Source organism: Streptomyces sp. NPDC002206 (assembly GCF_053593595.1).
The window spans coordinates 1-24,464 of the sequence record NZ_JBSFCW010000029.1 but is presented as its reverse complement, the minus strand read 5'-3'; the positions used below and the strand labels follow the sequence as shown (position 1 = coordinate 24,464).

General features: G+C 70.5%; 22 protein-coding genes. 13 read left to right on the top strand and 9 right to left on the bottom strand.

Features of this window, described 5'->3' with window-relative positions; translation table 11 throughout:
• A complete protein-coding gene (locus ACWCP8_RS32785) occupies nt 1–1,638 on the top strand; it encodes an MDR family MFS transporter (protein WP_352268524.1) in 1,638 nt (545 codons plus the stop codon).
• Between the two features lie 94 nt (nt 1,639–1,732).
• Here ACWCP8_RS32785 and cseC read toward each other — a convergent pair whose 3' ends face one another.
• From cseC to ACWCP8_RS32760, 5 genes are all read right to left on the bottom strand, one after another.
• On the bottom strand, nt 1,733–3,136 hold the full coding sequence (cseC, locus tag ACWCP8_RS32780) for a two-component system sensor histidine kinase CseC (RefSeq protein WP_352268525.1): 1,404 nt from the start codon (nt 3,134–3,136) through the stop codon (nt 1,733–1,735).
• Nucleotides 3,133–3,837 (bottom strand): two-component system response regulator CseB, encoded by a 705-nt coding sequence (gene cseB, locus ACWCP8_RS32775; RefSeq protein ID WP_352268526.1) that lies wholly within the window; start codon nt 3,835–3,837, stop codon nt 3,133–3,135. Before cseB ends, cseC begins: the two co-directional genes overlap by 4 nt.
• Nucleotides 3,838–3,916: 79 nt before the next feature.
• Nucleotides 3,917–4,528, bottom strand: coding sequence for a hypothetical protein (locus ACWCP8_RS32770; RefSeq protein ID WP_352268527.1), 612 nt, complete (start codon nt 4,526–4,528; stop codon nt 3,917–3,919).
• A 68-nt stretch (nt 4,529–4,596) separates the two neighbouring features.
• Entirely contained in the window at nt 4,597–5,247 is a 651-nt protein-coding gene (locus ACWCP8_RS32765) for a SigE family RNA polymerase sigma factor (protein ID WP_352268528.1), read from the bottom strand.
• Nucleotides 5,248–5,421: 174 nt separating this feature from the next.
• The gene (locus tag ACWCP8_RS32760; protein WP_451119850.1) at nt 5,422–6,324 is read right to left on the bottom strand and encodes an A/G-specific adenine glycosylase; all 903 of its coding nucleotides are present in this window, start codon (nt 6,322–6,324) and stop codon (nt 5,422–5,424) included.
• 855 nt (nt 6,325–7,179) lie between these two features.
• Here ACWCP8_RS32760 and ACWCP8_RS32755 point away from each other — a divergent pair.
• Nucleotides 7,180–7,977, top strand: a complete 798-nt coding sequence (locus tag ACWCP8_RS32755) for a hypothetical protein (RefSeq protein WP_451119848.1) — start codon at nt 7,180–7,182, stop codon at nt 7,975–7,977.
• A gap of 149 nt (nt 7,978–8,126) precedes the next feature.
• Here ACWCP8_RS32755 and disA read toward each other — a convergent pair whose 3' ends face one another.
• On the bottom strand, nt 8,127–9,251 hold the full coding sequence (gene disA, locus ACWCP8_RS32750; protein ID WP_352268531.1) for a DNA integrity scanning diadenylate cyclase DisA: 1,125 nt from the start codon (nt 9,249–9,251) through the stop codon (nt 8,127–8,129).
• Nucleotides 9,252–9,331: 80 nt separating this feature from the next.
• Nucleotides 9,332–10,744 (bottom strand): DNA repair protein RadA, encoded by a 1,413-nt coding sequence (radA, locus tag ACWCP8_RS32745; protein WP_352268532.1) that lies wholly within the window; start codon nt 10,742–10,744, stop codon nt 9,332–9,334.
• 241 nt (nt 10,745–10,985) lie between these two features.
• On the opposite strand from radA, the gene ACWCP8_RS32740 reads away from it, so the two are divergent.
• Nucleotides 10,986–12,779 (top strand): BACON domain-containing protein, encoded by a 1,794-nt coding sequence (locus tag ACWCP8_RS32740; protein WP_451119845.1) that lies wholly within the window; start codon nt 10,986–10,988, stop codon nt 12,777–12,779.
• Between the two features lie 31 nt (nt 12,780–12,810).
• Here ACWCP8_RS32740 and ACWCP8_RS32735 read toward each other — a convergent pair whose 3' ends face one another.
• Nucleotides 12,811–13,680: a hypothetical protein gene (locus ACWCP8_RS32735; RefSeq protein WP_352268534.1), complete on the bottom strand. Its 870-nt coding sequence runs from the start codon at nt 13,678–13,680 to the stop codon at nt 12,811–12,813.
• A 40-nt stretch (nt 13,681–13,720) separates the two neighbouring features.
• Between ACWCP8_RS32735 and ACWCP8_RS32730 the strand changes: the two genes are divergently transcribed.
• From ACWCP8_RS32730 to proC, 9 genes are all read left to right on the top strand, one after another.
• Nucleotides 13,721–14,668, top strand: a complete 948-nt coding sequence (locus ACWCP8_RS32730) for a Ppx/GppA phosphatase family protein (protein ID WP_352268536.1) — start codon at nt 13,721–13,723, stop codon at nt 14,666–14,668.
• Nucleotides 14,669–14,956: 288 nt separating this feature from the next.
• The gene (locus tag ACWCP8_RS32725) at nt 14,957–15,784 is read left to right on the top strand and encodes a sugar phosphate isomerase/epimerase family protein (protein ID WP_352268537.1); all 828 of its coding nucleotides are present in this window, start codon (nt 14,957–14,959) and stop codon (nt 15,782–15,784) included.
• Nucleotides 15,781–16,422 (top strand): TetR/AcrR family transcriptional regulator, encoded by a 642-nt coding sequence (locus tag ACWCP8_RS32720; protein WP_352268539.1) that lies wholly within the window; start codon nt 15,781–15,783, stop codon nt 16,420–16,422. Before ACWCP8_RS32725 ends, ACWCP8_RS32720 begins: the two co-directional genes overlap by 4 nt.
• A 168-nt stretch (nt 16,423–16,590) precedes the next feature.
• The gene (gene ilvD / locus ACWCP8_RS32715) at nt 16,591–18,441 is read left to right on the top strand and encodes a dihydroxy-acid dehydratase (RefSeq protein WP_451119842.1); all 1,851 of its coding nucleotides are present in this window, start codon (nt 16,591–16,593) and stop codon (nt 18,439–18,441) included.
• Nucleotides 18,442–18,588: 147 nt separating this feature from the next.
• A complete protein-coding gene (locus tag ACWCP8_RS32710) occupies nt 18,589–19,125 on the top strand; it encodes a hypothetical protein (protein WP_451119840.1) in 537 nt (178 codons plus the stop codon).
• A 24-nt stretch (nt 19,126–19,149) separates the two neighbouring features.
• Nucleotides 19,150–19,914: a class I SAM-dependent methyltransferase gene (locus tag ACWCP8_RS32705; protein ID WP_451119838.1), complete on the top strand. Its 765-nt coding sequence runs from the start codon at nt 19,150–19,152 to the stop codon at nt 19,912–19,914.
• A gap of 106 nt (nt 19,915–20,020) precedes the next feature.
• A complete protein-coding gene (locus ACWCP8_RS32700) occupies nt 20,021–20,788 on the top strand; it encodes an ABC transporter ATP-binding protein (RefSeq protein ID WP_352268544.1) in 768 nt (255 codons plus the stop codon).
• A complete protein-coding gene (locus ACWCP8_RS32695) occupies nt 20,785–21,612 on the top strand; it encodes an ABC transporter permease (protein ID WP_451119836.1) in 828 nt (275 codons plus the stop codon). Before ACWCP8_RS32700 ends, ACWCP8_RS32695 begins: the two co-directional genes overlap by 4 nt.
• A gap of 76 nt (nt 21,613–21,688) precedes the next feature.
• On the top strand, nt 21,689–22,498 hold the full coding sequence (gene proC / locus ACWCP8_RS32690; protein WP_352268546.1) for a pyrroline-5-carboxylate reductase: 810 nt from the start codon (nt 21,689–21,691) through the stop codon (nt 22,496–22,498).
• Between the two features lie 3 nt (nt 22,499–22,501).
• Here the strand turns inward: proC and ACWCP8_RS32685 are convergent, their stop codons facing one another.
• Complete coding sequence (locus ACWCP8_RS32685; RefSeq protein ID WP_451119834.1) at nt 22,502–23,089, bottom strand: cysteine hydrolase family protein; 588 nt, start codon at nt 23,087–23,089, stop codon at nt 22,502–22,504.
• Nucleotides 23,090–23,163: 74 nt separating this feature from the next.
• On the opposite strand from ACWCP8_RS32685, the gene ACWCP8_RS32680 reads away from it, so the two are divergent.
• A complete protein-coding gene (locus ACWCP8_RS32680; RefSeq protein WP_451119832.1) occupies nt 23,164–24,180 on the top strand; it encodes a GlxA family transcriptional regulator in 1,017 nt (338 codons plus the stop codon).
• The last annotated feature ends 284 nt before the right edge of the window (nt 24,181–24,464 follow it).

The following is a 24,464-nucleotide window of genomic DNA, read 5'->3' as shown; positions in this document are numbered from 1 at the left end:
ATGTCGGACCTGAAGAAGGCGGCAGACGGGAAGGCGGGCGGCAGAGCAGCCGACAAGGCTGCCGACGAGCCGGCCACCGCGCCCGGGCCGCGGCAGCGCAGCGTCCGGGTGGTGATGCTCGCCCTGATGATCACGATGCTGCTGGCCATGCTCGACAACCTGATCGTCGGCACCGCCATGCCGACCATCGTCGGTGACCTCGGCGGTCTGGAGCATCTGTCCTGGGTCGTCACCGCGTACACCCTGGCCACCGCTGCCTCCACCCCCATCTGGGGCAAGCTCGGCGACATGTACGGACGCAAGGCCATCTTCCTCACGTCCATCGTGCTCTTCCTGATCGGCTCCGTGCTGAGCGGCATGGCCCAGGACATGGGCCAGCTGATCGGCTTCCGGGCGATCCAGGGACTCGGTGCGGGCGGCCTGATGGTCGGCGTCATGGCGATCATCGGCGACTTGGTGCCGCCCCGTGAGCGCGGCAAGTACCAGGGCCTGATGGCCGGTGTGATGGCGATCGCCATGATCGGCGGACCGCTGGTCGGCGGCACCATCACCGACCACCTCGGCTGGCGCTGGAGCTTCTACATCAACCTGCCGCTGGGTGCGGTCGCCCTCGCCATGGTCACCGCCGTGCTGCACCTGCCGAACAAGGAGCGCACCAAGGCGAAGGTCGACTACCTCGGTGCCGGGCTGCTGACCCTCGGCATCACAGCGATCGTGCTGGTCACCACCTGGGGCGGTTCGGAGTACGCCTGGGACTCCGCCGTGATCATGGAGCTCGCCGCGATCGGTGTCGTCTCCCTCGTCGGCTTCCTCTTCGTCGAGACGAAGGCTGCAGAACCGATCATTCCGCTCCACATCTTCCGCAACCGCAACTTCACGCTGATGTCTCTCGTCGGCTTCATGTCCGGCTTCGTGATGTTCGGCGCGGTGCTCTTCCTGCCGCTGTTCCAGCAGTCCGTCCAGGGCGCGTCCGCGACCAACTCCGGACTCCTGCTCCTGCCGATGCTGCTGTCGATGATGATCGTCTCGCTGATCGCCGGACGGGTCACCACCAGCACCGGAAAGTACAAGATCTTCCCCATCATCGGCTCCGTCCTGATGGTGGCCGGTCTGTTTCTGCTCTCGCAGATGGACACCGACACCACCCGCTTCACCTCCGGCGTCTACATGGCGGTGCTCGGCGCGGGCATGGGCTTCCTGATGCAGATCACGATGCTCGTCGCGCAGAACAGTGTCGAGCTGAAGGACATGGGCGTCGCCTCCTCCGCGACCACCCTCTTCCGTACGCTCGGCAGCTCCTTCGGTGTCGCGATCATGGGGGCCCTGTTCACCGGACGGGTGCAGGACCAGATGGCGGCCCGCGGCGGCGGAGCGGCCACCGCGAAATCCGCGCAGCTGGACGCGGCGAGCCTGGCGAAGCTGCCGGACCCGGTGCGTGAGGCGTACCAGTTCGCAGTCTCGTCCGGGACGCACATCGCCTTCATGGTCGGGGCTTCGGTCGGCGTGATCGCGCTGCTGGCGGCGGTGTTCGTCAAGGAGGTGCCGCTGCGCGGAGCCGGCCCGGAGGCCAAGGCGGAGGGCGACGGGGAGATCCCCGCGGACGCCGTTGCCGACGCCAAGCAGAGCCAGACCGTCTGATCCGGCCGACCTGGCAACAACGGCAAGGCCCCTGGGGTGCGCGGTCCGCGCACCCCAGGGGCCTTGTCCGTCTTCTCGCTCAGCTCAGCCCACCTCAGCAGCCGAACTGTGTGCCGTCCGACGCGGCGTTCGCCCCCGGACTGTCCGTGCCGCCCGGTTCGGCCTTGGCTGCCCTGCGCTGTTCGGCGAGCTGAAGGACGGGGAAGCTGCCCGTGTTCGTCGGGGCGTGCTCAGGCAGCCACAGCACGGCGATCGCCCCGCCGGCCCCTTCCGCCGCGCCCTGCGGTGCAGCGTTCCGGAAGGTCAGCCGGGCGCCGAGGACCCGGGCCTGACCGGCGGCGATGGTCAGGCCCAGACCGTGCCCGTGCCCGGAGCGATCGCTGCTTCCGGTACGGAACCTGCTCGGGCCCTCACGCAGCAGCGCCTCCGGGAAACCGGGCCCGTGATCGCGGACGCGTACCACCCGCCCCTCGACCGTGACCTCCACGGGAGTGGAACCGTGCTTGGCCGCGTTGCCCAACAGATTGCCGAGAATGCGCTCCAGCCTGCGCGGATCGGTGTTGACCCACGACTCGTGCACCACCTGGACCCGCACGTCCGGGTCCAGCAGAGCGACCCGTCGGCTGACGAACTCGCCGAGCGCGATCTCCTGCAGCTCGGCCCGCTCCGACGCACTGTCCAGCCTGGCCACCTCCAGCACGTCCTCGACAAGCGTGCGCATCGCCTGCGCCCGGTCCCGTACGAGCTCGGTGGGGCGGCCCGGCGGCAGCAGCTCGGCCGCCGTCAGCAACCCGGTCACGGGGGTGCGCAGCTCGTGCGCGATGTCCGCGGTGACCCGGCGCTCCGCCTCGATCCGTTCGTTCAGCGCGTCCGTGAGCGCGTCCACCGCACGGGCCAGGTCGTCGGTCTCGTCCCGGATGACGCCGCCGATGGCGTCCCTGACCCGTACCTCCGTATTGCCCTGCGCGACCTTTCCGGCCGCGGCTGCCGCCTTGCGCAGCCGGCGCGACAGCTGGCCGCCGATCAGCACGCCGAGCGCGCAGCCCCCGAAGACCACCGAGACGGAGCCGATGATCAGCGCACGGTCGAGATCACCCATGATCGTGGCGCTGCGGTTGGCGAAGCGGGTGTGCAGCGACAGCACGTCACCGTTGGCCAGCGGCACGGCCGCCCACACATCGGGCACCCCGTTCGCGTACTCGTCGACATGCGTGGCGCGCCGGTTCCTACGGGTCTCCGCGCGCAGGCTCTGCGGCATCGTCGGGTCGTTGAGCTTGGCGCCGAACTTGGGGTCGGCCTTCTTCGTCTTCGTCGCCTCGTACAGCAGCTGCGCGTACGTCAGCCGCTCCAGCTGGACCTCACGGGCGTTCTCCAGCATCGAGACGCGGGCGGCGTTGTGGACGACGAGGCTCAGCGCGACCGCGATCAACGCGCCGACCGCCGCGATCGCGATGCTGATCTTCCAGCGGACACCTGTCCGCAGAGCCGGCCGCGTCATGCCTTGAGCTTGTAGCCGAAGCCGCGGACCGTCTCGATCCTGTCCTGTCCGATCTTGGTGCGCAGCCGCTGCACATGGACGTCCACGACCCGGGTGTCGCCGCCCCAGCCGTAGTCCCAGACCCGTTCGAGCAGCTTGTCGCGGGAGAGCACTGTGCCGGGCGCGGACGAGAACTCCAGCAGCAGTCGCATCTCGGTCGGGGTGAGCGCCACCTGCTCGCCGCCCTTGCGTACCTCCATGCCCTCGGTGTCGACCTCCAGATCACCGAAGACCAGCACCCCGCCGACCGGCTGCGACTCCGTCTCCGTACCGCCTGACTGCCCGCCCGACGCATGACCGAAGCGGCGCAGCACGGCGCGGATCCTGGCGACCAGCACGGCGCCGTCGAAAGGTTTGGTGACGTAGTCGTCGGCGCCGGCCTCCAGGCCGAGCACCACGTCGATCGAGTCGGCGCGGGCCGACAGCATGATCACCGGGACCGTCGACTCGTCCCGGATGCGCCGGCACAGACTGACCCCGTCCAGGCCCGGCACCATCACGTCGAGAAGGGCGATGTCCGGCCGGTCGGCCCGGAAGGCCTCCAGGCCGGAGAGGCCGTCGGGCATCGCGGTGACCACGAATCCGTCCCGCTCCAGCGCCAGCTGGGTGGCCTCGCGGATGACGTCGTCGTCCTCGACGAACAGGACGTGGGTCTCGGCCATCGACTGCTCTCAGCTCTCGCATCTCGGGTTGGCGGCTCTTCGCCGGCTCGTTCGCGCCGGTCTCGGTCCTTCGGCGGTCTCAGTTCGTCGTCGGCTCGGCGGGCTCCGGGAACTCCGCTTCTCCGTTCCCGACAGCTCTGTTGAAGTCGTTGTGCACCCGGTCGTGCTCGTTGAACCGGTTGCCGGCCCAGCGGTACGTGACCACTTCGTCGCCGGACGGGTATGCGACCGCGTCCTTCTTCTCGTACACCTGCGTCGTCACCACCAGGTCACCCCGGTCGATGGTGCCGTAGACCGCGGGCTGCTCAGTGGTGAAGACGTTCTGGTACGTGCCGTTGCTCCGCGCGCGGTACACGTAGGTGCCGACCCCTACCGAGTCGCCGCAGGTCATCACGTTCACCACGACGTCCGCCGACGAGCCGCCGGTCAGCGTGCCGTACGAGGCGTCGACCGGGTACTCGTCCCCCGTGCAGGGCTTCAGGTCCGTCCTGACCCGCTCGCTCACCTTGGGGTCCTGTTTGACCAGCTGGACGGCATCGACCTTCTGGACGGACTTCCCCGTGGACGGCGTGGTGGCCGACGGTGCGACCTGGGCGACCGGCTGCGTGCCGGCCGGTCCCTCATCGCGGGTGCCCGTGCCACCGGTGGAGCAGCTGACGGTGAGCAGCCCGAAGGCGGCGAGCCCGGCCATTGCCGTGCTGCCCGCCGCCCACCCGGTGAGACCGCCTCCGCCTCTGCCGGTCGCCCTGCTTCTGCCTGTCAGGCCGCGCACCGCTCCCGCCCCCGTTCGTCATGCCGCCGGTCCGCCTGTCCGCGAAGCTGCGCCGGTACCCGTGCACGCCCCGGAGCACCGGCGTCCGGAGCCCGGTTGCCCGCCGTGCTGCCCTGGGCCTCACGGATCGTGACTTCCCTGCTCATCGCCTCGCGGCTCTCCAGCTCCTGGCGCAGTCGCGCCAGCGCCCGGTGCAGCGTGCTCTTCACCGTACCGGCCGACATTCCGAGCGCTGCGGCCGTCTCCTCGGTGCTCATCTGCTCCCAGTGTCGCAGCACCACAACGCTGCGCTGCTTGGGAGCCAGCACGCTCAGGACGTCCATGAGCAGAGCACGGTCGGCACGCTGCTCGGTGCCGTCCTCGACGCTGGCGTCGGGCAGCTGCTCGGTGGGAACCTCCTCCAGCTTGCGGGCCCGCCACCACTCCGTACGCGTGTTGATCATGACGCGGCGCAGGTAGGCGTCGGCGAGGGACTTGTCGGCGATGCCGTCCCAGCGGCCGTACGTACGGGCCAGGGCGGTCTGCAGCAGGTCCTGCGCGTCCACCGGGTCGGGGACCAGGCGGCGCGCACTGCGCAGCAGGGCCTCCTGCCGGGTGCGTACGTACTCTTCGAATTCGAGCACCTCGCCATGCGCCATTCCAACCGCCTCCGTCCCCGTAGATCCCCGTCCGACCACTGCCAGCCACTGGTCGCGTGAGCTGACGGTCGGAGACGTTACGGAGCGGTTGTCACGGCGCTGTGCGGAGCAGCCATACACAGACGCACGGCTGTCCATCGGTTGTGTAACAGCGGGCAGGAGCCCTCTTGCCTCCTAGCCCAGCGGCAGCTGGTAGTGGCCGCCCGGAAGTGGTTCGACCAGGCCGTCGGCGACCAGGCCGTCCAGCGCCCGGGCCCGTTGCGCCGGCTCCTCCCATACGGCGTCGAGCGCCGACTGCGGAACCGGGGCCACCGCCTCGCGCAGCACGGCGAGCAGCCGGCCGCGCACCTGCCGGTCGGTACCGGCATAGGTCTGACCGCGGCGCGGGGGCCCCTGATGTTCCGGCTTCCCGGCCAGCCGCCAGGCGCACTGCGTGGCGATCGGGCATCGCGTGCAGTCCTCGTTCTTGGCGGTGCAGACCAGCGCTCCGAGCTCCATCGTCGCGGCCGCCCAGCGGGCCGCCCGTTCGTCCTCGTCGGGCAGGAGCGCGCGGGCGAGCTTCCGCTCGGCGGCGGTGGTCGCATTCGGCGGGTACTGAATGCCGGTCGCGGCCCGGGCGAACACCCGGCGGACGTTCGTGTCGAGTACGGCATGCCGCTGTCCGTACGCGAACGAGGCCACGGCCGCCGCCGTGTACTCACCGATCCCGGGCAGCGCGAGCAGCTGACTGTGCTCCCTCGGTACGTCGCCGCCGTGTCGTTCAGTTATTGCCTGCGCGGCTCCGTGCAGGCGCAGCGCTCGCCGCGGGTAGCCGAGCCGGCCCCAGGCGCGGACCGCTTCACCGGGCGGCTCGGCAGCCAGATCGGCGGGGCGCGGCCAGCGGGCCAGCCACTGTTCGTACACCGGGAGAACCCGGCTGACGGGGGTCTGCTGCAGCATGAACTCGCTCACCATCACGCCCCAGGCGCCCGCTTCGGGGCGGCGCCAGGGCAGATCGCGGGCGTGCTGGTCGAACCACCCGATGACGGGCGCGTGGAGGGATGCGGGGGGCGTCTGTGTCGCAGTCATGGCAGTCATCGCAAGCCGATCCTGGCACGGAAGGGCGGACAACGGTCATGGCAGCGGGGGTGTCGCCCGTCATGGGGGCCCATGGAGTGATAATGCCACCCGTCTGTCCCCACGGTGAGCCTCGGTCGGCGTCTTCATCCGGGCTCGGCGCGGGCTCGGCCGTCCGTTCCAGGGCCCGGTATCCGGACCGCGACGGGCACCCGGCTGGTTCCTTGCCGTCAGGGTGAGCGACCGTGCCGGCCGGGACAGCAGGACGATCACCGGCGCCGCGACCGATCCCCCCGCGAGCAGGCCAACCGCCACGTCGTGCGGAAGGCGCACCCCGGCAAAGACCCGCGAGAACGCCATCAGCAGCGCCGGCGGCACCGTGCACCGGGCCGTGCGCGGCCGGGGGGAACGCGAGAGCGGCGGCGGTCGCGCCGGCTGTCCCCGTGTGGTTACCGGGAAACGTCCAGTGGTCCGTCGGCGGACACGGCGCCCGGTGAGGCCGCCGCAGCAACGACCGACCGGTATGGACGCTCGTCGTCCGCGACCGACTTGAGGAGCTCACCGGCGACGTGGGTGACGGCTGCTGCGAGTGGCGCGAGCAGAGACAGGGGCAGGGCTCCCGCATCCGCGCCGCGCGCACGTGCCGTGTGCGAAATCGGTGATGTCGCTGTGCAGGAAGGAGAAGGGAGTTGAACTCTCCACGTGACGGACCGTAGCCAACAGGGCTGGGTTGTCACAGTGGGCGATCACCAGGGGGCACGCCTGAGGAAAGTCGGGGTCGGAACAGGCCACTGCATGATGATGATCCGCAAAACTTGAGGATCAGAGCGGCGGGTGGGGCGGGAGTTGGCGCGGATCTCTCGTACAGTTTGGGCCGTGGGATCTCTGCGCAATCCGATCGGGCCGCTTCCCTCCAGCATCTATTGGCGACGGAGGGCCGTAGCGGTGATGCTGATTGCGCTGCTCGCGTTCCTGATCGCCTGGGTCGTCACTTCCGGTGGCGGCAAGGGGAACATGGACGACTCCCGGCCCAACGGGTCCGGCCCCGCACACTCGATCACTCCGGGACCCGCCAGTTCCGGCCCGGCCATCAGTCAACAACCGGGCGGGCGCGACGATTCGGACGACTCCGGTGGGGGCAGCGGCGCGGACGCGGGTTCCGACGGCACCGCCGACGGTGGCTCCGGCACCGACGCCGGATCCGGATCGGGTTCCGGCAGCGCGTCCGGTGGCGGAAGTGAGGGGCAGCAGGTTCCGGCCGGCTCCTCGATCCCCGACTGCACGTCCTCCGCACTGCAGTTGACTCTGCGCACCAAGCTCAACTACAGCCCCGGCGAGAACCCGAAGTTCGAACTGGTCGCCAAGAACACCTCGTCCACCGCCTGCAAGGCCGACTTCGGGCCGAAGAGCGCGGTGGTGACCATCACCGAAGCCGGTGGCGGCGACGACGAGGTGTGGTCCTCCAAGGACTGCCCACGCAATGCGGGCAGTGTGCTGCTGGAGGTTCCGGCGGGCGCGACCATCGTCCACACCGTGGAGTGGGACCGGAGGAAGAGCGCCCCGCAGTGCGCGACGCCGCCCGCGGGGGCTGCGGGGGCCGGTACGTATCTCGTCGAGGCGAACGCTCTCGGCGAGCCGGTGCAGCGCGCCTCGTTCGTCCTCGCGAAGGACTGAGCGGGGCCCGTCCGAGCAGTCCCGGACCGGTGCGCGATCACTGTCGCGACCACGGGCACTGTCGATCACGGGCGCGGTCCGAAACGTTCGGGGCCCGGTTCACCGACCGGGCCCCGAGACATGTACTGCTCCGCGCAAGCTGCGTACCGCTACACGTACCGCTCAAGAATCGACGACTCGGCCAGTCGCGACAGCCCCTCGCGCACGCTCCGCGCCCGCGCCTCGCCGACTCCGTCCACCGTCTGAAGGTCGTCGACGCTCGCTGCGAGCAGTTTCTGCAGTCCGCCGAAGTACTCCACCAGCCGCTCGATGATCGCCCCGGGCAGCCGCGGCACCTTCGCCAGCAGCCGGAAACCGCGGGGCGAGACCGCCGAGTCGAGGGTCTCGGGTGAGCCGCTGTACCCCAGGGCCCGTGCCACGACCGGGAGTTCGAGCAGCTCGGTGTGGGAGAGCCCGTCCAGCTCGGTCAGCGCCTCCGCGACCGTACGCGACCGCTTGGCGGTCGGCTCCGGCACGTAGTCACGCACGACCAGCTCTCGCTCCGGCTCGACTCCCGCGATCAACTCGTCGAGCTGGAGGGAGAGAAGCCGGCCGTCGGTGCCCAGCTCCACCACGTACTCGGCGATTTCGGTCGCGATCCGGCGGACCATCTCCAGACGCTGTGCGACAGCCGTCACGTCCCGCACCGTCACCAGGTCCTCGATCTCCAGCGCGGAGAGCGTGCCCGCGACCTCGTCGAGGCGGAGCTTGTATCGCTCCAGGGTGGCGAGGGCCTGGTTGGCGCGGGAGAGGATCGCGGCGGACTCCTCCAGGACCCGGCGCTCCCCGTCCACGTACAGCGCGATCAGACGCATCGACTGCGAGACCGAGACGACCGGGAAGTTGCACTGCCTGGAGACCCGGTCCGCCGTGCGGTGGCGGGTTCCGGTCTCCTCGGTGGGGATGGAGGCGTCCGGGACCAGCTGCACGCCGGCCCGCAGGATCTTCGTCATGTCCTTGTCGAGGATCAGTGCCCCGTCGAGCTTGGCCAGCTCGCGCAGCCGCGTCGCGGTGAACTCCACGTCCAGCACGAAGCCGCCGGTGCACATCGACTCGACGGTCTTGTCCATGCCAAGCACGATCAGGCCGCCGGTGTTGCCACGGAGGATGCGCTCCAGGCCGTCCCGCAGGGCCATTCCGGGCGCGACGGCGCTCAATGAGGCGCGCATCAGCGCCTCATTACCGGTGCCTTGGCCGGACTTTCCGGGCGATGCTGCCCGGTCGCTGGCTGCCACTGCACTCCTCCGGTCACAGGTTTGCGGTGCCCTTATGTCCCTCATACCGTTCGTACGGACGGGCGAGACCAGGGCAAAGTCTACCGGCGTGCGTCGGCCTCCCGTGGGGCCTCTGTACGAGACCGGCGCGGGAGCACTCCGAGCGCGTCGCCCATGTTGGCGACTTCCGTGACCTTCATACCGGATGGAACCCTTCCCGGGTCGGTCGGGACCAGCGCGTGGGTGAAGCCCAGACGGTGTGCTTCGGCCAGTCTGCGCTGCACGCCCGTAACCCGTCTGACCTCGCCCGCGAGGCCCACCTCGCCGATCGCCACCAGGTTCTTGGGCAGCGGTGTGTCGCTCGCCGCGCTGGCCAGCGCAAGCGCGATCGCAAGGTCCGCGGCAGGTTCGGAAAGCTTCACGCCGCCGACCGTGGCGCTGTAGATGTCCCGCTTGCCGAGTGCGCTGATCCGGCCGCGCTGCTCCAGAACCGCCAGCATCATCGAGACCCGGGACGTCTCCAGGCCGGAGGTGGTGCGCCGCGGTGAGGGGATCTGCGAATCGACCGTCAGCGCCTGCACTTCGGCGACGAGCGGGCGCCGCCCCTCCAGTGTGACCGTCAGACAGGTGCCCGGCACGGGCTCGTCGCGCCGGGTGAGGAAGAGGCCGGACGGGTCGGCGAGGCCCGTGATGCCCTCGTCGTGCAGTTCGAAACAGCCGACCTCGTCGGTTGCCCCGTACCGGTTCTTCACGCCCCGGACCAGCCGGAGGCGCGCATGCCGGTCGCCCTCGAAGGACAGCACCACATCGACGAGGTGCTCCAGCAGCCGCGGCCCGGCGATGGCGCCGTCCTTGGTGACATGGCCGACCAGCAGCGTGGACATGCCGCGCTCCTTGGAGGCGCGGATGAGCGCACCGGCTACCTCCCGGACCTGCGCCATCCCGCCGGGCGCGCCCTCGATCTCGGGCGAGGCGACGGTCTGCACGGAGTCGAGGATGAGCAGGGACGGCTTGACCGCGTCCAGATGGCCGAGGACCGCGGAGAGGTCGGTCTCGGCGGCGAGGTAGAGGTGGTCGTTGATCGCCCGGATCCGGTCGGCGCGCAGCCGCACCTGGCTCGCGGACTCCTCCGCGGTGACATAGAGGGTGCGGTGTTCGTCGCTGGCGGCCTTGGCGGCCACATCCAGCAGCAGCGTCGACTTGCCGACGCCCGGCTCGCCCGCGACCAGCACCACGGCGCCGGGGACCAGCCCACCACCGAGCACCCGGTCCAGCTCGTCGACCCCGGTCGGCCGGGCGGTGGCCTGCCGGCTGTCGACCTGGCCGATGGGGAGTGCGGCCGAGCTGACGCGGCCGGCCGCCGTCGTCCGCACGGCGGGGGCGCCGCCGAACTCTTCCACCGTCCCCCACGCCTGGCATTCGGGGCATCGGCCGAGCCACTTGGCGGTCGTCCAGCCGCACTCGGTGCAGCGGTAGGACGGCCGGTCCTTCGCGGATTTTGTACGGGCAGCCATGGCGCCACCGTATAGGTGAGGACTGACAGCGCCGCCCGGCGAGGGTACGCGGGGGCTCGCGGTGGTGTCTGTGGTGTGTGGGGAGGCGAAGCGCGGGGGAGTGCCGGGAGAGGGGCGACCGGTCAGGAAGTCCGACGGAATTGACGATTCCTGTCCCCTTTCAAGGGATACGTTCACCCGTAAGGGTTAAATGTGCGAAAGGGGTGCCAAGGCCATGCTCTGCCTTGCTTACGGTCGCAAGGTGACGAGCAGCAGGCTGGAGACCCCCAGGCACACCACCGGCGCACACCGGGCGCAGCGCCGTGCGCCCCAGGCGTCGCCGGAGCGAACGCCTGCCCGTTGCGACGCCTATCTCGACGGCCTGTTCACCTACTGCCTCTCCGTGCTCTGCGATCACGACGGAGCCATCGAGGCGCTGGGCGCCGTACTCGCCATTGCGGAACGGCAGGACGGGCGGTGCCCCAGGGGGGAGGAGGAACGTAAAACCTGGCTGTACGCGCTGGCCAGGTGGACGTGTCTGCGCAAGCTCGCGGAGCAGAAGAACCACAGGCAGAATCGGGGCCGGCAGGCGCACCGCCAGCATGCGGCCGGGCGGCCGGGCGGTACGACCGCGGCCGCCCAGGGGGCGCGGTCACAAACCTGTCTGCCCCCCAACGCCACCGCCCTCGCCGCAGACGCTACGGACGCCTCCGAGACCGCCGCGGCAGCCGAAGCGCACCGCCGCGAACTCGCGCAGCTCGCCTGGCCCGAGGCCGCCGGCACCACGCCCGAACAGCGCGAAGCGCTCGAACTGGCTGTACGCCACCGCCTCGCCCCGCGCGCCGTCGCCTCCGTCCTCGGCCTCGACCCCGCGACCGCCCGTGAGCTCCTGGCCGCCGCGGCCTGCGAAGTGGAACGCACCCGGGCCGCCCTCGCCGTCATCGAGACCGGCAACTGCTCCACCGTCGCCCGGCTCTTCGGCGACCGTCGCGTCCTGTTCTCCGCCGCCCTGCGCAGCGAGCTCGTCCGCCACGTCGACGACTGCCCCCGCTGTCGCCGCGCTGCCGAGCGGGCGGGCGCCGAAGGCCCCTGGCCGGGCGCGTCCGTCAGCCCGGGTGCCGCGCTTCCGGTCGTCGAGGCCCCGCGGCCCTCCGCGTACGTGGCGATGGTCCACGCACAGAGGAATCGGTCCGCCACTCCGCGCTTCGACCGGACAGGCTTCCCGATGGACCCGAAGGACCACGCCGCGCGCCGGGACCGGCTGCGGGCGAGAGTCGTGACGACGACGTTGGTGGCGACGGTCGTCGCCGCCCCCGTGATCGCGCTGTGGTCCGCTTACCGGGGCGCGCCGCTGACCGGCGAGGGACACGACGGCTCCTCGGTCACCGCGACCGAGACGGACGGCCGGAGCGAGTTCGACGGCGACCCGTACGACCGCTACCAGAACGCCGGCAATGCCAGCCCCGAGCCCGGCTCCCGTTTCAAGGACGGCAGTCGTATGCCGGATGTCTCCGCCGAAGTCATCAGCTCCGGGACGGGGCAACACGGCCCCGGCCGGTTCGCCGTCACGGCACGCTCGTCCGGCGACACCACGCTGATCACTCTGACCGCCTCAGGCGGTGCACCCGTGGCCTGGTCGGCACGGGTGGATGCGCCCTGGCTCCGCCTCAGCAGGCACTCCGGAACCCTCGCCGCGGGGCAGAGCGTCACGATCCGCGTCTACGTGGACCATCCGCGGGAACCGGCCGGGGCCTGGAGTGCGAGCATCCGTCTCGCCCCGTCGAGCTCGACAGTGCTGGTCCGCGGGCACCGGGCGACGCCGGCACCGCCCGGCGGCCCGACCGGCCCCACTGCGCCGTCCCGCCCGAGCCATCCGTCCGTCCCACCATCGACCTCGCCCGAGCCGACGGATCCGACCCACCCGACACATCCCACGCCGTCACCGACGAACCCGGCACCGTCCCCGGACCCGTCGCACCCGTCCACCCCCTCCGACCCGTCCCCTGACCCCTCCGACCCGGGGACAAGCCCGAGCGACCCGGCGCCGACGGGCTGAAAGACGGCTTCAGCCCGCCGCCCCGGCCTCGTCAGGAGCCCGCAGGTCCCGACGGCTGCACCGGAGGATCCGCAGGATGCGGCGCCATGGGCAGCAGCGAGGACAGCCGCTCCTCGCACAGCTCGACCAGCCGCTCGTACGCCTCCTTGCCCATGAGCTCGGTGAGCTCGGGCCGGTACGACACATAGACCGGCTCCCCGGCCCCGTGCGCCGACGTCGCCGACGTGCACCACCAGTGCAGATCGTGACCGCCCGGACCCCAGCCCCGTCGGTCGTACTCACCGATCGAGACCTGGAGCACGCGCGTGTCGTCGGGTCGGTCGATCCAGTCGTATGTACGCCGGATCGGCAGCTGCCAGCACACGTCCGGCTTGGTCTCCAGGGGCTCCTTGCCCTCCCGGAGCGCCAGGATGTGCAGCGAACAGCCGGCTCCGGCCGCGAACCCGGGCCGGTTCTGGAAGATGCAGGACCCCTCCCAGCGGCGCGTCTGGCGTTCCCCGTCGTCGTCGACCTCGACCCAGCCCGTCTCCGTACCGACGTCATGGAACTGCCACAGCTCCGGGGTCAGCCGGGAGACATGGTCCGCCACCCGCTTCTCGTCGTCCTCGTCCGAGAAGTGCGCGCCCAGCGTGCAGCACCCGTCGTCCGCACGGCCCGCCTGGATGCCCTGACAACCACTGCCGAAGATGCAGGTCCACCTGGAGGTCAGCCAGGTCAGGTCGCAGCGGAAGACCTGTTCGTCGTCCGCGGGGTCGGGGAACTCGACCCAGGCACGTGCGAAGTCGATCCCCTTCTCGTCTTCGGACCGGTCCGGCCCGCTCACTTCCGGCTGCTGCATCTCCTGCTTCGTTTTCTGCTTCTTGGTGACTTTGCCCGGCTTCGCCTTTTTCGTCTTTGGCACAGGCCAAGAGTAAGTCCGCGGGAGCAGTAGCGTGCCGGGTATGAGACTCGGAGTCCTCGACGTGGGGTCGAACACGGTTCATCTGCTGGTGGTGGACGCGCACCCCGGTGCCCGCCCGCTGCCCGCGCATTCGCACAAGGCGGAGCTGCGCCTGGCCGAGCTGCTGGACACGGACGGGGCGATCGGACCCGCCGGCGTGGACCGGCTTGTCATGACGATCACCGATGCGCTGCAGGCCGCCGAGGACAAGGGTTGCGAGGACGTGCTGCCGTTCGCCACGTCCGCGGTACGGGAAGCGAGCAACGCCGACGAGGTACTGGCCCGGGTGCGGGAAGAGACCGGCGTCGACCTCGCTGTCCTCACCGGCGCGGAGGAGGCACGGCTCACCTTCCTCGCCGCCCGCCGCTGGTTCGGCTGGTCGGCCGGGAGGCTGCTGGTCCTGGACATCGGTGGCGGCTCGCTGGAGATCGGTTTCGGCATCGACGAGGAGCCCGACACCGCGGTGTCGCTGCCGCTCGGGGCCGGACGCCTCACCTCCGGCTGGCTGCCTGGCGATCCGCCGGACCCGGCGGAGGTGAAGGCGTTGCGCCGCCATGTGCGGGCCCAGATCGCCCGTACGGTCGGCGAATTCAGCCGCTTCGGCCGTCCCGACCATGTCGTGGCGACCTCCAAGACGTTCAAGCAGCTCGCCAGGATCGCGGGCGCCGCGCGCTCCGCGGAGGGCCTGTACGTGCAGCGCACCCTGACCCGCAAGGCGCTGGAGGAGTGGGTGCCGAAGCTGGCGGCGATGACCGCCGACCAGCGCGGGCGCCTGCCCGGGGTCTCCGAGGGGCGGGCCGCGCAGCTGCTGGCCGGGGCGCTGGTCGCCGAGGGGGCGATGGACCTCTTCGGGGTGGAGGAGTTGGAGATCTGCCCGTGGGCGCTGCGCGAGGGAGTGATCCTGCGCCGCCTGGACCACCTCCCGACGGCGTCCGCCGCCCTGAACTGACCCACGCCTCACCCAGCTCCCACCCCGCGGACCGGACGACGCGGAGGACCCGACAGGAAGCCGTCCGGAAGCCGAGCCGGAAGCGGTCCGGAGCCGCGGAAGCCGTCCGCAGCCAACCGGAAACAGGTCGGCGCCGACCGAAACCGTCCGGCGCCGACCGAAAGCCGCCCGCAACCGACCGAAGCCCGGCCGAGGGTCGATCGGAAGCACGTGGAGCCGACCATGGCCCTGCTCACTTTCCGCCTCGGCCCCTCGGTGGCGCGCACAGCCGCCCCGTACCCTGTCTCCGTGGCAGAACCAGTGGTGCGCATCCCGGATGCGAAGGTCGCCCTGTCGACGGCTTCCGTCTATCCGGAGTCGACGGCGACGGCCTTCGAGATCGCCGCGCGTCTGGGCTACGACGGTGTCGAGATCATGGTCTGGACCGACCCCGTCAGCCAGGACATCGAGGCGCTACGACGGCTCTCGGACTATCACCAGGTGCCGATCCTCGCCGTTCACGCGCCCTGTCTGCTGATCACGCAGCGGGTCTGGTCCACCGATCCATGGGTGAAGCTCCAGCGGGCCCGGGCGGCCGCGGAGAAGCTCGGAGCGTCGACGGTCGTCGTCCATCCGCCGTTCCGCTGGCAGCGGCAGTACGCCCGCGATTTCGTCACCGGTATCTGGCGCATGGCGGACGAGACGGACGTGCGGTTCGCCGTCGAGAACATGTACCCGTGGCGGTACCGGGATCGCGAGATGCTTGCGTACGCCCCCGACTGGGACGTCACCAACGACGACTACCGTCACTTCACCGTCGACCTCTCGCACACCGCGACCGCCCGTACCGACGGCATGGCCATGGTCGAGCGGATGGGCGACCGGCTCGCCCACATCCACCTGGCCGACGGCAAGGGCTCCAACAAGGACGAGCACCTGGTGCCCGGCCGCGGTGACCAGCCCTGTGCCGAACTGCTGGAACGGCTGGCCCGTACCGGCTTCGACGGCCATGTGGTCATCGAGGTCAATACCCGCCGCGCCATGTCCGCCGCCGAACGTGAGGCCGACCTGGCGGAGGCGCTGGCCTTCACCCGGCTCCACCTGGCGTCGGCGACGGCGCAGGTGCCGCGCCCGTGACCACCGACGGGGGCAGTGGCCCGCACGGCCCCGCCGAACGCCCCAAACGCCGCGGCCGCCCCGCCCGTACGGCCGAGACCACCGGCCCCGGCGCCCGCGAACGCATCCTGGAGGCGGCCCGTACCGAGTTCGCCGAGCGCGGCTACGACAAGACGTCGATCAGGGGAATCGCCAAGAAGGCCGGAGTCGACGCCGCGCTCGTGCACCACTACTTCGGTACGAAGGACGAGGTCTTCGCAGCGGCGATCGAGGTCTCCTTCGAACCCGCGCTGGTGATCCCGGCCATCCTCAGCGGCGGCACGAACGGCCTGGGGGAGCGGCTGGCCCGCTACTTCATCGGCGTATGGGAGAACCCGGCGTCCAGAGCCCCCTTGCTGGCGATCATGCGGTCCGCGCTGACACACGAGGCGGCAGCCAAGGTGCTGCGCGGCTTTGTGCTGCGGCGACTGCTGGAACGGATCGCGGAGGCACTGGACGTACCGGACGCGACCTTCCGCGCGGAGCTGGCCGCCTCGCACATGATCGGGATCGCGATGCTGCGGTACGTGATCAAGGCGGAGCCGCTGGCCTCGGCGGAGCCGGAGAAGATCGTCGCGATGGTCGCACCGACGCTGCAGCGCTATCTGACGCAGGCCTGACCGATCTTCCGGGCGTCATCGACCGGCCCGTCCGCCGTTCAGGCACGGGAGCGGGGCGCCCCGCTCGCACAGCGAGCACGCCGTCCCGCATTCCGGACAGAGTGTCCAGATCCTGGAGCCGAGGCGTACCCTCGGAGGGAGTCATATCTGTCGAAGGAGCGAGCGACGATGCCCCAGCTGAGGTCCCGCACTGTCACCCACGGCCGCAACATGGCGGGCGCCCGCGCCCTTATGCGGGCCTCGGGCGTAGCGAGCGAGGACATCGGCAAGCCGATCGTTGCGGTCGCCAACTCCTTCACCGAGTTCGTCCCCGGCCACACCCATCTCGCACCGGTGGGCAGGATCGTCTCCGATGCCATCAAGGCCGCGGGCGCGGTGCCGCGCGAGTTCAACACCATCGCCGTCGACGACGGCATCGCGATGGGCCACGCGGGGATGCTCTACTCGCTCCCCTCCCGCGACCTGATCGCCGACTCCGTCGAGTACATGGTCGAGGCACACTGCGCGGACGCGCTGATCTGCATCTCCAACTGCGACAAGATCACGCCCGGCATGCTGATGGCCGCGATGCGTCTGAACATCCCGACGGTCTTCGTCTCCGGCGGCCCGATGGAGGCCGGCCGGGCCACCCTCGTCGACGGTACGGTCCGCAAGCTCGACCTGATCAACGCGATCAGCGACGCGGTCAACGAGAACGTCTCGGACGAGGACATCCTCCGTATCGAGGAGAACGCCTGTCCCACCTGCGGCAGCTGTTCCGGCATGTTCACCGCCAACTCGATGAACTGCCTGACCGAGGTCCTCGGCCTCTCGCTCCCCGGCAACGGCTCCGTCCTCGCCACGCACACCGCTCGCAAGGCGCTGTACGAGGAGGCCGGCCGTACGGTCGTCGAGATCACCAAGCGCTACTACGAGCAGGACGACGCGACGGTCCTGCCGCGCTCCATCGGCACCCGCGCCGCCTTCGACAACGCCATGGCGCTGGACATCGCCATGGGCGGCTCCACCAACACGATCCTGCACCTGCTCGCCGCCGCTCAGGAGGCCGAGCTGGCCTACGACCTCGACGACATCAACGAGGTCTCCCGCCGCGTCCCCTGCCTGTCGAAGGTCGCGCCCAACGTGGCCCCCGGCGGCACGTACTACATGGAGGACGTCCACCGGGCCGGCGGCATCCCCGCCATCCTCGGTGAGCTCCACCGCGGCGGCCTGCTCAACGAGGACGTGCACTCGGTGCACTCCGCCACCCTCGCCGAGTGGCTGAAGAACTGGGACGTCCGCGGCGGCTCTCCGTCCCCCGAAGCCGTCGAGCTGTGGCACGCGGCCCCCGGCTGCGTCCGTTCCGCGACCGCCTTCTCGCAGTCCGAGCGCTGGGAGACCCTCGACCTGGACGCGGCGGGCGGCTGCATCCGCGACCTGGAGCACGCGTACTCCAAGGACGGCGGTCTCGCGGTCCTCAAGGGGAATCTCGCCGAGGACGGCTGCGTCGTGAAGACGGCGGGCGTCGACGAGTCGATCTGGACCTTCGAGGGCCCGGCGGTCGTCTGCGAGTCCCAGGAAGAGGCCGTCGACAAGATCCTCCGCAAGGAGATCAAGGAGGGCGACGTGGTCGTCATCCGTTACGAAGGTCCGCGCGGCGGCCCCGGCATGCAGGAGATGCTCTACCCCACCTCCTTCCTCAAGGGCCGCGGCCTCGGCAAGAGCTGCGCCCTGGTGACCGACGGCCGCTTCTCCGGCGGTACGTCGGGTCTGTCGATCGGCCACGCCTCGCCGGAGGCGGCTTCGGGCGGCACGATCGCGCTCGTCGAGGACGGCGACCGGATCAGGATCGACATCCCGAACCGCTCGATCGACCTCCTCGTCCCCGAGGCAGAGCTGACCGCCCGCCGTGACGCGCTGAACGGCGTGTACGCGCCGAAGAGCCGCGAGCGCAAGGTCTCGGCGGCGCTGCGGGCGTACGCGGCGATGGCGACGAGCGCGGACCGCGGCGCCGTGCGCGACGTCTCCAGGCTCGGCTGACGCGCACACACCCCGACCTCTCCCGGCCCCCGGCGACCCAGTGATCGCCGGGGGCCGACGCACACCCGCTGAGGATCAGGCTGCCCTTGCCCCGCACTGGGACAGTGCCGCGGCAGCCACCGTCGCCGCCCGGGGATAATCGACCTCGTGAGCGAGAACAGCGAAGCACCCAGCGGCCCGGAGCCCGGATCCACCGCCCCGGGCCCGCGGCCCGAGCCCATCCGCTTCTTCGGTACGACCTGGGTGGAGCACGACGGTCAGTACGGGCTCCGCCGCGTCGGCGTCGCCCTCGGCTCCCTCGCCGCGGCCGTCGCCTCCTGCTTCGTGCTCCGCTTCGCCTACCAGGGCCTGGAGATCGCCGATGTCGGCAGCCTCGTCGGCATCCTGGTCGTCCTGATGTTCGCCGTCTGCAGCGCCGTCGCCTTCCGCAAGACCTGGGAAGGATTCAGCCACCGCCCCGCCGACCAGGCCGGTGAGGACAACCTGCGCGGTCTCAAGACGATCGGCTTCATCGGCTCGCTGCTTGCGTACTTCGTCCGCTCGTTCCTGGAGGCGCCGGGCGAGAAGCTGCGGCGTACGGAGTACGAGACGGCCCTCGCCCGGTACGCGAAGCGCCGCTCGACGAGGACCGGAAACCCGGCGGGCCGCAAGACGGCCAAGGCCAGGAAACCCCGGCGCAAGTAGCTCCACCCGGGCGACGATGGCCCCGTGCCTCACACGGACCCGCCCACCCCCCATCCCCGCGCCCTGTCCTTCGATCGCGCCGCCGCCCAGTACGCCGCGGCCCGGCCCGGCTACCCGCCCGCTCTCTTCACCACGGTCGAAGGGCTCAGCGGTCGCCCCCTGCGCGGTGCCCGCACCCTCGACATCGGGGCCGGTACCGGCATCTCCACCCGCCTCCTCCACGACCGGGGCGCCCACGTCACGACCGTCGAGCCGGGCCCCGGCATGGCGGCGGAACTCCACCGGGAGCTCCCGCAGATCCCGATCGTGCGCGGTGACGGCAACCGCCTCCCCTTCGCCACGGCCTCGGCCGATCTGATCACCTATGCCCAGTCCTGGCACTGGACCGACCAGGCCCTCGCCACCCCCGAGGCCCTCCGTGTCCTGCGCCCGGGCGGCGCCCTTGCGCTCTGGTGGAACGTCTCCGACCATTCCGTCCCCTGGATCGCCGAGCAGGACGCCCGCCTCCGCCGCTTCTTCGGCGCCGGCGACAGCGCCCATGGTTCGCCCGTCCGCTCCCGCGACCTGCCGGCCGGGCTCGGCTTCGTACATCGCACGGTGCCCTGGACCCGCCGGGTGCCGCTGGACACCCACCTCGCCAACCTCGGCAGTCACTCCGCGTTCCTCGTCCTCGGTGAGGAACCCACCCGCCGGTTCCTCGCCGAGGAGCGCGTCCGCCTCGCGGAGCTCTTCCCTGACGGCACGGTCGAGGAGAGCTACGTGGTCGACCTCAGCGTGGCAACGTGCTGACCGTCATGCCGAAGCGGAGGCTCCGCCTGTCCCCGACGGCCCCGCGCCCGTATCGCCATAGCCAGGTCCCTTGACGCGGGGACGCCACGGGATCAAAATTCATCGCATGATGAATTATTCGGGCGTCGCCATCGAGGCCCGCGGCCTCACCGTCGTACGAGGCGATCGAACCGTCCTGCGCGGCCTCGACTTCACCGTCGAACCAGGCAGGATCACCGGCCTCCTCGGCCCCTCGGGCTGCGGCAAGACCACCCTGATGCGAGCTGTCGTCGGCACCCAGGCCAAGGTCACCGGCACCCTCGACGTCCTCGGCACTCCTGCGGGCCACCCCACCCTCCGCCCGCGCATCGGGTACGTCACCCAGGCACCGTCGGTCTACACCGACCTCAGCGTCCGGCAGAACCTCGACTACTTCGCGGCCATCCTCCAGCCGGGCCGCAGCCACCGGGACGCCCGCCGGGCCACCGTCGCCCGGGCCATCGCCGATGTGGACCTGACCAGCCACGCGGACGCCCTTGCCGGCACTCTCTCCGGCGGCCAGCTCACCCGCGTCTCCCTCGCCGCCGCCCTGCTCGGCACCCCCGAACTGCTGATCCTCGACGAACCCACGGTCGGGCTCGACCCGGTACTCCGCCGCGATCTGTGGAACCTCTTCCACAGCCTCGCCGCCGACCACGGCACCACACTCCTCGTCTCGTCCCACGTCATGGATGAGGCCGAGCGCTGCCACCGACTGCTCCTTATGCGCGAGGGCGAGATCCTCGCCGACGGCACCCCCGAGGCGCTGCGCACCGACGCCCGCACCGCCACCGTCGAAGAAGCCTTCCTCCACCTGGTCGACGAGGCCGCCACCCGTCAGGAGAACGCCCGATGAGCTCGACGCACACACCGCAGCAAGCCCCCGCCACTCCGCAGGAAACCGCCGACCCTCACCCCCACGCGCAGCGCGGGACCCAGGCCCTCAGCCCCGCCCGCACCCTCGCCACCGCCGCCCGCGTCCTGCGCCAGCTGACCCACGACCCGCGCACGGTCGCGCTGCTGCTCCTCATCCCGGTCGTGATGATCACCCTGCTGCGGTACGTCTTCGACGGCAGCCCGCGCACGTTCGACGCGATCGGCGCCTCGCTGCTCGGCATCTTTCCGCTGATCACGATGTTCCTGGTGACGTCGATCGCCACCCTCCGCGAACGCACCTCGGGCACCCTGGAACGCCTCCTCGCCATGCCGCTGGGCAAGGGTGATCTGATCGCCGGTTACGCCCTCGCGTTCGGCGCCGTCGCGATCCTCCAGTCCCTCCTGGCCACCGCGCTCTCGGTATGGGTGCTCGGCCTCGACGTGGTCGGCTCCCCCTGGCTGCTGCTCCTCGTCGCCCTGCTCGACGCCCTGCTCGGCACGGCGCTCGGCCTGTTCGTCTCCGCTTTCGCCGCATCCGAGTTCCAGGCCGTCCAGTTCATGCCGGCCGTGATCTTCCCGCAGCTCCTGCTCTGCGGCCTGTTCATCGCACGCGACCGGATGGCGCCCGTCCTCGAAGCCATCTCGAACGTCCTGCCCATGTCCTACGCGGTCGACGGCATGAATGAAGTCCTCCACCACACCGACGTCACCGGCAACTTCGTCCGTGACGTCCTGATCGTGGCGGGCTGCGCCCTCCTCGTCCTCACCCTCGGCGCAGCCACCCTCCGCCGCCGCACCGCCTGATGTCCCGGTGCGAGGATGGCGGCGACGACGTACCACCAGAACCGCGTACCACCGCACCGTCCGGAGGGTGAACCGCATGACCCAGACAGTCGCAGTCCTCGGCACCGGCAAGATCGGCGAGGCCCTGCTCAGCGGCATGATCCGGGCGGGCTGGCGCCCCGTCCACCTGCTGGTCACCGCCCGCCGCTCCGAGCGTGCCGAGGAACTCCGCACCCGCTACGGCGTCGAGTCCGTCACCAACGCCGAGGCCGCCAAGCGCGCCGACATCCTCATCCTCGCGGTCAAGCCCCAGGACATGGGCCGGCTACTCGAGGAGCTCACCCCTCACATCACCGCCGACCGCCTGGTCATCAGCGCCGCCGCCGGCATCACGACCGGCTTCATCGAGGACCGCCTCGCTGCGAGGACTCCGGTCGTACGTGTCATGCCGAACACCCCGGTCCTCGTGGACGAGGGCATGTCCGTCATCTCCGCGGGCAGTCACGCCACCACCGAACACCTCGCCGCCGCCGAGGCGATCTTCGGCGGCGTCGGCAAGACCCTTCGCGTCCCCGAGTCCCAGCAGGACGCGGCGACCGCGCTCTCCGGCTCGGGACCCGCGTACTTCTACTTCCTTGTCGAGGCGATGACCGACGCGGGCATTCTGCTCGGCCTGCCCCGCGCCCAGGCCCACGACCTGATCGTGCAGGCCGCCATCGGCGCTGCGGTGATGCTCCGCGACAGCGGCGAACACCCGGTCAAGCTCCGCGAAGCCGTCACCAGCCCGGCAGGCACCACCATCAGCGCCATCCGTGAGCTGGAGAACCACGGCGTACGGGCCGCCCTGATCGCCGCCCTCGAAGCAGCCCGCGACCGCAGCCGCGAGCTGGCCTCGGGCAACGGCTGACCCTCACTTCCCCGCGGCCGCCACCAGCTCCGCACTCGCCACAACCTTCGCGAACCCACCGCTGTGCAGCGTCACAGCGGTGGCCCGCGCCAGCCGCTCCGCGCTCAGTTCCCACCCCCACGGCCCGATCGCGTCGAACGTGTACGTCGCATCGAACGCGAAGAACACCTCGTACCCGAGATTCCCGCCCATTCGCGCCGTCGTCTCTGCGCACATATTGGTCTGGATCCCAGCCACCACGATCTGCCGCACTCCGGCCTCGTTCAGCCACACCCCCAGATCGGGCGTCCCGTAGAAGGCGGAATTGACCGTCTTCGTCAGGAACAGCTCGGGCCCACTACCCTTCCCCCGCCGCTCCTCCACGTATCCCTTGAACGCGTTCCCCGAGTACCCGGGCCGCAGTGGCGAATCCGGCTTCGTCGAGTCATGCCGTACGAATACGACGGGGCGCCCGCTCTCCTGCCACGCATCGATCAGCTCGGCGATGTTCCGATCCGCCTCGGGATTGTTCCGTGGCCCCCAGTACCCCTCCTCCTCAAAGCCTTCCTGCACGTCCACCACGACCAATGTTGCGTTCTCTGCAATCTCCATGGGAACGATGCTGCCGCCTCGCGCCCGTATCGCCCAGAGGTCGAAAAGTCATCGATCGATGCTTTACTGCCACCATGGCGACCGGACACACACCCACCCCCGCCCGCATCGCCCTTCTCTCGTTCCCTGGCGTCCGGGCGTTCGACGTCTCGGTCATCACCGAGGTCTGGGGGGTGGACCGCACCGACCGCGGCGTCCCGCCGTTCGACCTGCGCCGCATCGCCGCCGACCCGGCCCCCATCCCCCTGCGCGGTGGCCTCTCCCTCACCCCGGACCGCACCCTCGCCTGGCTGACCCGCGCCGACCTGATCGTCGTCCCCGGCCTCGACGACCACCTGACACCCGCCCCCGCCCCGGTCCTCGAAGCCCTCCGCCGCGCCCACGCCCGCTCCACCCCGATCGCCGCGCTCTGCGGCGGCGCATTCACCCTCGCCCAGGCAGGCCTCCTCGACGGCCGCCGGGCCGTCACCCACTGGAACCTCACCGACCTCCTCCGCACCCACCACCCCCGCGTGACGGTCGTCCCGGATGCGCTGTTCCTCCACGACGACAACATCTGGACGTCAGCGGGCACTGCGGCCGGCATCGACCTCTGCCTCCATCTCGTCCGTACGACCCATGGCGCCGAAGCCGCAGCAGCGATCGCCCGTTCGATGGTCACGGCCCCGTTCCGCACCGGAACCCAGGCCCAATTCATCGAGCACCCCACCCCGCACACCGACCGGGATGCCGACACCCTGGCCGCCGTACGGGCCTACGCTCTTACCCATCTGGCCGAACCGCACACGGTGGCGGGCCTCGCCGCCCGCGCCGGCATGTCCCCCCGCTCCTTCGCCCGCCACTTCCAGGCGACTACGGGCACCACCCCCCTGCGCTGGCTGATCACTCAGCGCATCGCCGCAGCTCAAAAGCTTCTGGAGCGCACCGACCTCCCTCTCCCCGAGGTGGCCCGCCGTACCGGCTTCGGCAGCGAGATCACGATGCGCCAGCACTTCGCCACCCACCTGGCCACCAGCCCCCGTGACTACCGCCTGGCTTTCCAGCACACCCTGGACCAACCGGAGGTTGACATGGCCCGCCTGCATCCGTAATGTGCTCCGAGTTGTCCGACGTGAGTGCCGACCCCGGTCGGTCCCCGGACAGCCATTCCGCAGTAACCACAACGAGCGAGCGACGCCTGTCGCCCGGCTTTGCGTGCGTATTTGCGAAATGAAGAATCCGCGTTCGAAGGAGCGTGACCCCGATTAGCGTCGGGGCGCAGGATTCGCTAAAGTCTCACTCGTCGGAACGGCCCAACAGCCGGGAAGACAAATCCCACTGACTGGGAATCAGGCCCGAAAGGATCTGATAGAGTCGGACTCGCCGGAAAGGGAAA